This is a genomic window from Candidatus Zixiibacteriota bacterium (genome assembly GCA_014728145.1).
GTDB lineage: Bacteria > Zixibacteria > MSB-5A5 > JAABVY01 > JAABVY01 > WJMC01.
The window spans coordinates 38,966-50,727 of the sequence record WJMC01000141.1; the positions used below are offsets into that span (position 1 = coordinate 38,966).

The 11,762-nt window shown below is 51.2% G+C and carries 14 protein-coding genes; all 14 read right to left on the minus strand.

Annotation, left to right across the window (positions count from 1 at the left end):
* Positions 1-2: 2 nt before the first annotated feature.
* Complete coding sequence (gene flhB / locus GF404_08345; protein ID MBD3382192.1) at positions 3-1,067, minus strand: flagellar biosynthesis protein FlhB; 1,065 nt, start codon at positions 1,065-1,067, stop codon at positions 3-5.
* 3 nt (positions 1,068-1,070) lie between these two features.
* A complete protein-coding gene (fliR, locus tag GF404_08350; GenBank protein MBD3382193.1) occupies positions 1,071-1,850 on the minus strand; it encodes a flagellar type III secretion system protein FliR in 780 nt (259 codons plus the stop codon).
* Between the two features lie 181 nt (positions 1,851-2,031).
* The gene (gene fliQ / locus GF404_08355) at positions 2,032-2,301 is read right to left on the minus strand and encodes a flagellar biosynthesis protein FliQ (protein ID MBD3382194.1); all 270 of its coding nucleotides are present in this window, start codon (positions 2,299-2,301) and stop codon (positions 2,032-2,034) included.
* Positions 2,302-2,312: 11 nt separating this feature from the next.
* Complete coding sequence (fliP, locus tag GF404_08360) at positions 2,313-3,068, minus strand: flagellar type III secretion system pore protein FliP (GenBank protein MBD3382195.1); 756 nt, start codon at positions 3,066-3,068, stop codon at positions 2,313-2,315.
* Positions 3,069-3,072: 4 nt separating this feature from the next.
* Positions 3,073-3,579 (minus strand): hypothetical protein, encoded by a 507-nt coding sequence (locus GF404_08365; GenBank protein MBD3382196.1) that lies wholly within the window; start codon positions 3,577-3,579, stop codon positions 3,073-3,075.
* The gene (gene fliN, locus GF404_08370) at positions 3,576-4,253 is read right to left on the minus strand and encodes a flagellar motor switch protein FliN (protein MBD3382197.1); all 678 of its coding nucleotides are present in this window, start codon (positions 4,251-4,253) and stop codon (positions 3,576-3,578) included. The genes GF404_08365 and fliN overlap by 4 nt, the downstream gene beginning before the upstream one ends.
* Before the next feature lie 11 nt (positions 4,254-4,264).
* Positions 4,265-5,248 (minus strand): flagellar motor switch protein FliM, encoded by a 984-nt coding sequence (gene fliM, locus GF404_08375; GenBank protein ID MBD3382198.1) that lies wholly within the window; start codon positions 5,246-5,248, stop codon positions 4,265-4,267.
* Between the two features lie 6 nt (positions 5,249-5,254).
* Positions 5,255-5,842 carry a hypothetical protein gene (locus GF404_08380; GenBank protein ID MBD3382199.1) on the minus strand — a complete coding sequence of 196 codons (588 nt, stop codon included), beginning with the start codon at positions 5,840-5,842 and terminating at the stop codon, positions 5,255-5,257.
* A gap of 6 nt (positions 5,843-5,848) precedes the next feature.
* Positions 5,849-6,058 (minus strand): endoflagellar protein, encoded by a 210-nt coding sequence (locus tag GF404_08385; protein ID MBD3382200.1) that lies wholly within the window; start codon positions 6,056-6,058, stop codon positions 5,849-5,851.
* Positions 6,059-6,063: 5 nt separating this feature from the next.
* Complete coding sequence (locus GF404_08390) at positions 6,064-8,007, minus strand: flagellar hook-basal body complex protein (GenBank protein MBD3382201.1); 1,944 nt, start codon at positions 8,005-8,007, stop codon at positions 6,064-6,066.
* A 63-nt stretch (positions 8,008-8,070) separates the two neighbouring features.
* A complete protein-coding gene (locus tag GF404_08395) occupies positions 8,071-8,424 on the minus strand; it encodes a hypothetical protein (protein ID MBD3382202.1) in 354 nt (117 codons plus the stop codon).
* Positions 8,425-8,433: 9 nt separating this feature from the next.
* On the minus strand, positions 8,434-9,111 hold the full coding sequence (locus GF404_08400) for a flagellar hook assembly protein FlgD (protein MBD3382203.1): 678 nt from the start codon (positions 9,109-9,111) through the stop codon (positions 8,434-8,436).
* A 13-nt stretch (positions 9,112-9,124) separates the two neighbouring features.
* A complete protein-coding gene (locus GF404_08405) occupies positions 9,125-11,032 on the minus strand; it encodes a hypothetical protein (protein ID MBD3382204.1) in 1,908 nt (635 codons plus the stop codon).
* Entirely contained in the window at positions 11,032-11,664 is a 633-nt protein-coding gene (locus GF404_08410; GenBank protein MBD3382205.1) for a hypothetical protein, read from the minus strand. The genes GF404_08405 and GF404_08410 overlap by 1 nt, the downstream gene beginning before the upstream one ends.
* Positions 11,665-11,762 lie beyond the last annotated feature (98 nt).

Sequence of the window (11,762 nt, forward strand, 5' to 3'; positions counted from 1 at the left end):
TCTTAAGCCTTACCTTTCAACCTGTAAACATAGGCCAGCACCTCGGCCACCGCCTTGTAGAGATTGGCGGGGACAGTCATGCCGACTTCCACAGCTTCATAGAGGGAGCGCGCCAGCGGTTTATTTTCGACTACAGGGACATCGTTTTCTTTCGCGATTGCCTTTATCTTATCAGCGATCAGGCGTTTACCCTTGGCAACCACGGTCGGAGCATCCATCTCTTCAGCATCGTACTTAAGGGCAACCGCAATATGTGTCGGGTTGGTTACTATCACGTCAGCGTCAGGCACAGCACCCATCATGCGTGCGTTAGCCATCTCGCGCTGAACTTTGCGGATACGATTTTTAGTATCGGGGGAGCCCTCGTATTTTTTCATCTCATCTTTGACATCCTGCTTGGACATCCGGAGTTCTTTTTCGTAATCATATTTTTGGAAAGCGTAATCGGCGGCGGCGATGACGATAAATGCCAGGCAGAGCTTGAGTACTACCCTGAAAGCGGCAGAACCGATAAAAGTGAGGATACTGCCGACCTCCGAATCGGCCAGTGGAACAACGTTTTTGAATTCGTGAGTGATAGCTAAGTATCCGATCAGTCCGATCGCGGCCAGTTTCAGAAAATCGCGCGCCAGATGAAACAGTGTGCGACCTGAAAAGAGCCGTTTGAAGCCCTTGGCCAGATTCAACCGCTCGAACTTGGGCTCGATCGCCTTGGTGGACAACATCGGCCCCACCTGCAAAAGAGATATTCCCGCCGCCATCACAGCCACGGTTATAAAGATCGGCAACAGCACCATGGCGTACTGGGCCAGTATCTGCGTAAAAAATTTAGTGAAACTGTCGGCGGACATGCTGAATGACGGCGCATTGGAAAAGAGATGCTTCTGCAAATTAGTAAGCCGGGCGAAACCGCTCGGTATAAAGAAAAACAACGCCACCGCTCCGGACATGAGGATCACCAGAGAAGAGGTCTCCTGACTACGGCAGACCTTGCCTTCTTTGCGCGCCTCCTGTCGCTTTCGTGGAGTTGCTGGTTCTGTTTTCTCCTGAAAACTCTCTTCCGCCACCTTTTACCTCGCCAGATAGCTGATAAGTTTCAATGACTCGGTGTTGATCATCCCCAGCGCCTTGCGGAATACCAGGGCAAAAATCGGCACAGATGCGCCGGTAAAAAACAATCCCAGAGCAATCTTGATAGGAAAACCGACGATGAAGATGTTCATCTGGGGCACCGTCCGGGATATCACCCCCAGGGCGACATCGGTCAAAATCAGAGCCGCCATTACCGGTGAAGCGATCTTTATGCCGATCACGAATATTCCCGTTATGATTGAGGCCAGTTCGGTGGTGACGGCAAATCGAAATACCGCTTCGTTGAGCGGTACCAGCTTGTAGCTCATCACCAAAGCCTGCAGTATCATGTGATGACCGTTCAGAATAAAGAACATCAAAGTCGCCAGGATATACTTGAATTGTGACATAATCGAAACCTGGTCCTGGGTAACCGGATCGATAACATTGACGATCATGAAACCCATCTGGAAACCGATAAAAGCTCCTGCCATCTGAACCCCGATAAACAGGCTGGCAAAGACGAATCCGATCAGCATACCGAGAGCGACTTCACGCAGTCCCAGGGCCACAAGGTCAAGAAGGTTAGTTGGCGCTGTATAGCCACCGAGAGTGACCAGCGGGCTGATCATAGCCGCCAGAATCAGCGCGAACATAATCTTCATGTGAGGAGGCATGCCTCTTTGCGAGAATACCGGTGCGATAAAAAACAGTCCGGATATCCTGAAAAAGACGAATAAAACCGTCTCCAGATTATATTGTAACAGGTCCAGTATCAAGTTAACTCCAGGCTACGAGTTTTTTCCTATTCTGCTTTTTAGCAAGCACAGTGCCATTTTGATACAGATATGCTAAGTTATTGCGAATAAACCAGTTAAAGTGCGCGGGGCTAATTTTGAAGCGCTTTGAGACGATTCGTTTTGGAAATATTTTCTTTTATATAAGGAAAAGAATACCCCCCTAACCGGTAACCGTCGGAATTGACATGAAGAGATTACGGGTAAAGTCTACCACAACTGTAATGATCCAGGGGAGAAAAACCGCCAGAGCTATCGCAACTGCCACGATCTTCGGAATGAAGGTCAAAGTCATCTCGTGGACCTGGGTGACGGCCTGTAACACCGATATAAAAAGTCCGACTATCAATCCAAAAAGCAACATCGGCGCGGCCACCATCAGGGTTACCGATACGGCCTCTCTTCCGAGCGCCAGGACGAATTCCATAGTCATAGCTTACCTCCTCAATAAAATGATCCCACCAGCGATTGAATGATCAGGTACCATCCATCTACCAGGACAAACAGCAGTATCTTGAACGGCAAAGCCACCATGATCGGCGGTAACATCATCATCCCCATAGACATCAAAACCGAGGCAACCACCATATCGATCACCAGAAACGGCACAAATATTATAAATGAGATCTGAAACGCAGTACGCAGTTCCGAGATAAGAAAACTCGGAATCAGGATATAGGTCGGCAGGTCGTCGCGATTCTGTGGCTTGGGCAAATTGGCAAAGGATGCAAACAACTCAATATCCTGTTCACGGGTCTGCTTGAACATGAAATCGCGAATCGGCTGGATACCGACATCGTAGGCATCCTCGCGCGTCATTTCACCGTCGATATATGGCTTGACGGCATCACTGTAAACCTGGTTAAAAACCGGCGCCATCACAAAAATCGTCAGTATCAGGGCGATACCCATCAGGACCTGAGCGGGGGGCATTTGAGGTGTCCCCATCGCCTGCCGGGTCATCATGATTACCACCACGATCCTCACGAATGAAGTGACCATGACCAGGATAGTCGGCACCAGAGCCAGGACCGTCAGGGCGATCAGTATTTTGAGGGTGGTCGAAAAATCCTGAGGGGAATCGGATTCATCCAGGGACAATGACAGCTTAGGCACACCCTGGGCTTGAAGATCGACCGGCACAATTGACAGGACCAGGAGCACTAATACCAGCACTCCTACAAGTTTTGGTTTCTGCATCATTTTAATTCTCTTGCGGATTTTCAACCTGATGGTTGAACATGGGCAAATGTTGCCTGGCATCGTTAAAAAATGTCTTGAAGCTGAACCCCTTGCTCTCGGGACTTGAAGCTGTCTGGGGCTTGATAAACTCCTGATCGGAGACATCGGCCACCAGGTTGACCGCCTGTTCGGTGACACCCACCAGCAGGTATTTCTTCTCCACCTTTAAAAGGCAGACCTGCTTTTTGGGTGAGATAAAATGACGGTCGACAACTTCAATAGCTCCGGACAGCGACTGCCTGCCCATTCTCGCTGTGGAAAGCCGCTTGAGCACAAAAACCGACAGGTAGATCAAGGCAATGATCAGAAGCAAAGCCAGCCCCATTTTCAGAAGCGTAGATCCAATCTCACCGCTGAATTCGGGCGAAAACGGCTGAGCACCGGCCTCGGTTGTATCTGCCTGAGAGAACGCGGCTTTATACCAGCACAATCCGATTGTTACTGTTAAAAAGACCGTTAGTTTTTTCATTCGAGCATCTTCAATCTTTCTTCGGGCGAAAGTAAACTGGTTATGCGCAGTCCGAAGTTTTCATCCACGACAACCACTTCTCCGCGAGCCACTATCTTGTTGTTGACGAGGAGGTCGACCGGCTCGCCTGCCAGTTTCTGAAGCTCCACGACCGCTCCGGGGCCGAGGTTCAAGATATCCTTAATTCTCATCGATGTACGGCCGAGTTCGATCGAAATCGGCAAATTGACATCCAGCAGAAGCTCGAGGTTCTTTCCCTCTTTTGGGGATGCCGATTCCGAGAAAGTCGGAAAATCAGGTCTCTGTACGCTGGTATCCGATCCGGACGCGGAGACCGCAGTTTCCGCCGGGTCACCAGCAGAGGCATCACCTTCATTTTCGAGCTTTTCGAGTTCAGCCAGCATCTGCTGTTCGACCATATCGTCGATAGAATCATCTTCGCCTTCCGCTTCCGCGGCCTCGCCTTCGGGCTCTGGTTCTGACTCTGACTCAGCCTGGGCCGCCTCTTCGGCCTCTGGCTCTTCCTCTTCCGGCTGAGCCGTATCTACATCGACTTTCTGCCCTGCTTCAGGCTCATCAGCCTCAGATTTTGGCGGAGATTCAGGCGTTTCCTGACCCGATTCTTCGGGCTTTTCCTCTTGTCCTTCGCCTTCCAGCAATTCATCATCTGCCATTTAGCAATCTCCTATTTAGGGGTATAATCCGATGTTATCTGGATCGCCGCCAGGTTATTACTCGTCCCGGGTTTGGCGTTGAATTTAATCTGGTTTCCCACCTTCACCGGGATATCCTGATTGATTTTATTGTCCATTGCGATAACATCGCCGGCTTTCAATTTTAAAAAGTCCCGTATCCGAATGTTTGTCATGCCCAATAGAGCCGTCAGGTCAACATTGATCTCGCGCAGGGATTTAGAGTTAGTAGCGTAATCCTCTTCATGCGAACGCTTCTTGGAGGAATCCACCCAGTGTTGCGCACTCAATTTTTCAACCGCGGGTTCCAAAGTCACATACGGGTAACAGATCGTCAGAAGTCCCGACGCGCCCAGAATTTTGAGATTGAACGATATCACGATCACCGTTTCACCGGGCGGGATAATCTGCAGGAACTGGGGGTTTGTTTCGAAACCGACCTGCTTGATATTCAGGTTTATTATCTGTTCCCACGCGATTTCAAGTTCGGCGTAAACACGGTTGGCAACCCTGCTCATAACTGATTTTTCGATCCCTGTCAGTTCACGGTCAGTCTCCAGCACCTTTCCCATCCCGCCGAATGTCCGGTCAATGAACAAAAAGCAAACGGTCGGGCTGAAATCGATGATGGCCGCGCCTTCCAGTGGCTCCATCGAGATCGTATATGTACAGCTCGGGCTCAACAGCGACATGATGAACTCGCTGTATGTGATCTGGTCAACCGAGACCAGCTCGACATCCACCATGGCGCGCAGGATGGTCGAGAGAGATGATCCCAGGTGCCCCGCAAAAGTGTCGTGAATATTTTCCAGCGTACGGATCTGATCCTTGGAAACTCGATTCGGATGCTTGAAGTCATAGGCCACTACCGACCTGACTATCTCTTCATCCTCCTGCTCTACATCCCCGGACTCCTCACCCGGCGCAACGCTGGTCAATAGAGCATCAATTTCGTCCTGTGATAATATTTTAGCCATAAGTCTCTACTGTAATACAAAATCCACAAAATAAATCGCTTCAGCTTTAGCCGGTTTACAGATATGATTGACCAGCTTTAGTATCTGTTTACGGATGTGTTCACGGGTTTCGATATCCGCCAGTTCTGTAACTGTCTTTGAGGACAGAATCGAAATCAACGCGTCACGAATCTTGACCTGTTTTTCCTTGAACGTACTGTAACTGTCATGTGAATCCAGCTCGAAACCGATGGTCGTGGTCAGAAATCGTGATCCACCGGTCGAGGCGGGATTTACAACGATGCCCTCGATATTAAATATCTTGGACTGCGGTTCGCCTTCTTCCCCATGACCACCACCGTGACCACCATGGCCATCGTCTTTTTTCGAATGACTGTCATTTTTCTTGACCGCTTCGGTCTTGCCCCCTCCGCCGCCAAGCATCGGCTTGAGCACCGTGCCTGCCACGAAATAGGCCGCCAGAAGCGCAACCACGATAACCGCGGCAGTCATCACCACCGGCGGTATACCGCCTTTCGCAGGGGTCTTTTCTTCTTCCTGAGATTCCTCTTCTTCAGGCTCCAGACCTTCTTCCAATTCATCTGGCATACTCATTCTCCTCTAAGCTTGTGGTGCCAGTTCCGCAGGACGCCATGAAGACATCCTGCGAAACTCAGCTACTTTCTCTATGATTTCTTCGACATTTTCCTGAACCATTATCTTTTTGCCGGTCGTGAGTGAAATGATCGTATCCGGAATCTCCTCCACAAACTCAATCAGGTCAGCGTTGATTACCAGTTGCGAGTCGTTCAGTCTTGTCACTTTAATCATTCAGATTACCTCTTCAGGTTGACCAATTCGTCGAGCATGGTATCCGATGTCGTAATCACACGCGCATTGGCCTGAAAACCGCGCTGAGCGGTAATCATACCGGTGAACTCAGCCGCCAGGTCAATGTTCGAAGTCTCCAGTGCGCCTGAACTGATCGTGGCGGAGATAGTCTCGCCGGCGGTGCCGATGATCGGATCACCGGAGTTGGCCGAAGTCACATACATCGACTGCCCCTGCTTCATCAGACCTGATTCGTTATTGAATCCGGCCAGCTGAACCTGGGCCAGTTCGCGCGAGATACCATTTGTGAATATTCCATAGATCATTCCGGTATCATCAACCGTAATGCTGTCCAGAATTCCCATTCCGTAACCATCCTGGTTGACGATCGCGGCAGTCGAGTTCGATGAGAACCCGGTCAGTCCATCGAACATACCGGTCGAACCCGGATTGAGATCCATGACTACATCTTCACCGCCGTTATTCGGATCGAACGAGAACTCCGGTGTACCGCTGTCGGACGAGAAATTCAACAGGGAACCGTCCGGATTGAAAGTTACCGAACCGGTATCGCCGTACCTGACAACCTCATCACCATTCAAGGTGATCTGCCAATTCCACTTATTGTCCGTATTGGTCTTGGTAAACGTTGTCACCAGGGTATGTTTACCGCCCTGGGAGTCATAGACAGTGGTCGACATGGCATGCTGGGTATCCTCAGTCTCAATCTTGAGAGTACCAGCATCCAGGCCAGCCGTCGCACGACAGGTGATTCCACCACCGCCGATTTCGCTAATGCCGTTGGGAAGGCCGGTCACCGGGTCAACTTCGATACCGAGGTTCACTGCGGCCTGCGGGGCTCCGCCGGTCGGAGTGAAGACATCCGTGGCAGTGAAGTCATGATCGACACCATCATTGGCATCGAATGTGGCGGTGGCATCCAGAAGTACACCGCAAACAGTCTCACCTGCCGGAGCGACTGCTGTGGTCGATACAGCCTGGACATTATAGGATGCGCCATCGCCGGCAAAATCACGTTCGACAACTATATACTCGTTGACATTATCCCAGTATGCAGTCACACCATCGACCGCGTTGATCTGTGTGATCACATCTCCGATGGTCGAGTTGACGGTTAAACCGGTCAGGTTAACCGATGAGGTACCATTATCGACCGAGATCGTAGTGGTCTCTCCCAGTCCCGCGGCAGTAACACCCAGTGAGCCAATGGTTGTGCTCTCCGTAGCACCACCCAGTACGATACCTGTATTGTCAGACTTTTCAGCCTGCTGAGTAAATGCGACCGTGATCTCATGCACACCACCGGCACCATCGGAAGCCTTACCGGTTACGGTATCCACTTTTGTGGTTCCGGCAGACTGCAGGCTGGCGGTCGAATCGGTGGCATTGGAATCGAGATTGTTAGCATAAGTGACACTTGATGTGGCATTGGGCGGATCCTGCTGACCGAACGGCACGGTGATATTACCGAGTTGCGCGGTAGCGGGAATTTCGCCGGTGCTATCGGCCATCTTACCCTGCACGAACATTCCATTGGCAGGATTAATCATGGTACCGTTGGCATCGAAACCGAAGTTGCCGGCACGAGTGAAATACTGCCCGCCGGAACCATCAGCCAGGATAAAGTATCCAGAACCCTGGATTGCCATGTCACTGATTTTTCCTGTCGATTCCAAACCACCCTGCGAATGGATATTATCGATACTGGCAACGCTCATTCCCAGTCCGAGCTGGACGGCATTGGTACCGCCCCTGTTATCAGTCGGTCGCCCGGCACCCTGCATGGTCTGGACAAGCGACTCCTGGAAAGTGGCACGACTGCCTTTGAATCCGATCGTGTTGACATTGGCGATGTTGTTACCCAGAACATCCATGCGCGTCTGGTGGTTGCGCAGTCCGGATACACCTGAGAACAGTGAACTAATCATCCTCCAAATCCTCCTTACATCAGGCTTCCTCAATGGAGGGCCGGCCTGAGTGTTATGTTTCCATTACAAAATAATTGCGCTGTCGATATTGGTGAACACACCTTCGTTCATGTTTTGTTTTTCGATGGCCGTCACCACTTTACGGTTCTGCACATTGACTATAAATGCCAGGTCATTTAGCAAAACCAGCGAATCCCTGGATCCTTTTTCCTGAGCCTTGTCGAGCGCCTGGTTGAGCCGGGCAGTTTCCTGAGGTCCAATTTCAAGCTGGCGACGTTTAATCCGATCCATCAGATGGCGGGAAAAATCCAGGCCGTCCGCCGTAGTCTGCTGGGCACGTCGTACCTGATTTGGCTGTGTCGGGTTGACCCTATCGATGGCAGCCGACTGTAACTGTACAGGATTTATTTTAGCCATGGCTCTACCTCAGCCCTCTTTAACGCCCACTTCGGACACATCACCCAGGGTGACCGTAGTGCCGTCGACGATCAGGTAAGCGGCGCCTTCCATATACTGCACACGCTCAACCGTACCGACCAGAAGCGGACTAACTGTAAGCCTCTCGCCGGAAGCGTCTTTGGCTTCGACACTGATCGAATAATGACCCTCGGGCAGTTCAACTCCATCACTGGATTTTCCATCCCATTTGACCGAATTGATCCCGCCCTCGCTGTGATCTTCATAGACCACATCCACGAGTTCTCCGAGTTCATTGTAGATCGAGATCTTGACCTCATGAGCCGGGCCATTGAGCTGGTATGATAGATTAGCTTCGCCCGAATCATCCAGGTAGATCATGTTGGATTCAGCGGTCACTTCTCTACCCAGAAGCGAGGTCGCCATGCTGTTGGCAATCGACTGCGAGGTGACATAATCCATATTCATCGCTTCAGTCATGTTGTTGTTCATGTTCACTAACTGTTCGAGTGAACTAAACTGCGACATCTGGGCGATGAAATCAGTGTCGTCCATCGGTTCCAATGGATCCTGGTTACGCAACTGTGTCACCAGAAGCTGAAGGAATTCATCCTTGCCCATGTCATCGGGCCGCTTGGCGACATTTCCAGCCGAGTAATCTAATCCCATGGAAATCGGATCGATCATAAGCGTTCTCCTGTTACGCGAATAAGTTTATTCGTCCTCTGAGATTTTGCGCGCCCATGGTCCTGTTCTGATTCTCAGGCATCGATTCAGGTGAGTGCGCAAAATTTCCACGATTTGCAAACCCGGAGCGACCACCGTTTTGATTGGCGGCCTGTCCGGAATTATCCTGTCCCTGATTTCCACCGGAGACGTCTACCGAGAAACTGTCCACCTTGATTCCCTGGGTGGCCAGAGTCTCTCGCAACTGCGGGAGATTCGATTCGACCATATGGCGCGCCAGATGAGAACTGACCTCCAGGCGGGCATTCATCTGGTCACCGACCACACGCAGTTGAACGTCGATTTTACCCAATGATTCAGGTTCCATCTTGATGCGGAATGTTCCACCCTCGGCAAGAGTTTTACCCGACGGAGGAGCATCCATCTTAAACGTTACCTGGCGCGGTTGTGTAGACTGCAGAGTCTTTTGAGTCGACTCGAGCGCAGGCGCGGTTTTGGCTTCGGTCATATTCTGCTGAGAGTTCTGCTCCAGCGGAATTTCCGCGGACATCTTTGTGTTCGTTCCAGAGGCAGTTTTAACCGCCTGCTGTTCGGTCGTCTTACTACCCTCGAGGTTGGCCTTGAATACACGGCCCTCCAATGCGCTCGATTGGGCTTCTTTTTCGGCGACGACCTGACGGCCCAAGCCTTCGGCAAACCGGTTAGGGTTGCCCTCTGACTTTTGATTCTGATTAAGGTTCAGATTGTTCTTCTGTCGATCGACAGATTTTTCGATCCCGACTGTTTTCTCAGATTTATCATCCAATGTCGGGGTTTCGTGCAGGTCAAGCGTTGGCCGGGTAATGCTCTTCTGGTTGACGGGAGCCCGCTCGAGTTTCAGATCTTCGCTTGCGGGGCGATAGATCGGAGCAGTCGGCGTCTTCGAATCCCGCATCGGAGAAAACAGATCATCCGCGGGTCTATCGAGTTTTGCTTCCTGCTGTAAAGCGGTCACCTGTGGCTGAGCGCCTGGTTTCTGAGCAACATGTTTGTCCGGAATAAACAGGACCAGGCGGGCTTTGCCTTTGGCCTCATTTTTCTCGATCAATTTGCCCAGATCGTTGAGATCAGCCGCTTTTTCGCCATTATCATTTTGCTTGACCAGAACAGCATCGAATTCAGCCGGTTTCTGCGCACCTTCCGCCTGCACCTTGAAGGCTGTCAGACTTTTGTCCTCGGCCATCCGTGTTTCGGAGGTACGCGTCAGCACGAGGGTCGCTAACTCCCTCGAACCGTCGTCGGTTTTAGCCTCGCCCGCCGGGGCCACCAGCTTGAGACTTTCGCCGACTTTGAGCTGTTCCAGATCAAAGACATCAGCCAGTTCTGACAGAGCCGACAGCTTCAGCGGAACATCCGCCAGCTGTCCGGACTGTTGCTGGCCGTTGACATCTTCGTTAATCTGCGGGAGACTGCTGTGAGCAGATGCCTGCAAGGATTTCTCGCTTGATTGAAGGGCAGTCTCACTGCCTGAACGGATAATTTCGACCTCGATCTCCGGCATAACCTTCTCTGCCGATGCTTTGATGCCCGACAGGTCAGGTCCCTGCAGAGATTTTTGAAGCGAGGCAAATTGCTTATCCGCCATCATGGTATCAGGCGATTTGCCATCGGACAACGGCAGAACAACCGGTAACGCGTTGTGCGCCTTGCCCTCCGGAATCATCGCAAGCAGTTTATCCAACTCCTGCGGAGTGAATTCGAGTTGGGGCCCGGACTCGTTCATCTGCGGATCAGCCTGGTTCAAAAAGAACAGCAGTTTTTCCGCGAAGTCCTCAGGCGCGATCGAATTCTTTCCGAGCCAAAGTTCGGAACCCGCGTTGGGAGCGGATAATCGCCCGCTGAAGATCTGGAGCAGGTTAAGTGGATTGGAAACAGCTTGCATCAATCTACTCCATCCAGATCAATCATAAACATGGTGATTTGTGCCGCGCGCTCCGACGGTAATTCCGCCATCACCTCGGCACCGTTTTGTTTCCGCATCCTCTGCAGAATCAGCCCCACTTTGGCATCGGAGATGTTTTCCATGATCGCGGCTACTTCTTCCGGTTTCATGGTATCGAACAGTTTGGCGAGGTTGGCGATATTGGTCTGTTCCAGGTTACGGCGCTGTTCAATCAACGCCTTGGTCTGAGCCCTCAGATTTTCGAGCTTGGCGCGTTCGGCCTGGACACGCAGCCACTCCCGTTCGATCTCCTCTTTCTGGGCCTCATACCACTTCACCTGTTCAACCGAATCCTCTTCTGACAGAGTAGAATCCTTCTTCTCCTCTTTCTTCTTGGGGTGATCCTCAGAATCACCTTTCGCCAGCGGTGAGTACTCGCCATGCCAGTCGCCGCTGAGGTACTCATAGTCCTCCGCGATTTCTTCCGGCAGTTCCTCCTCAACCACTTCCTCACCACTTTCAGATGAGAACATCCCCATGGTCAGGACAAATACGACCAGAAAGATCGCAAACGCCCCGGCGCCGATGAAGATGAACATCTTGAGTGGAACAGGTCCCTGTGCATTCGCCACGACTGTTATCTCCTTTGCATCATCCTATTATCTTCAATTCCATTGCATATAATTAGCCATGCAAAAATAGTTTTGCTCGTACTCCTTCTGAGCAATGA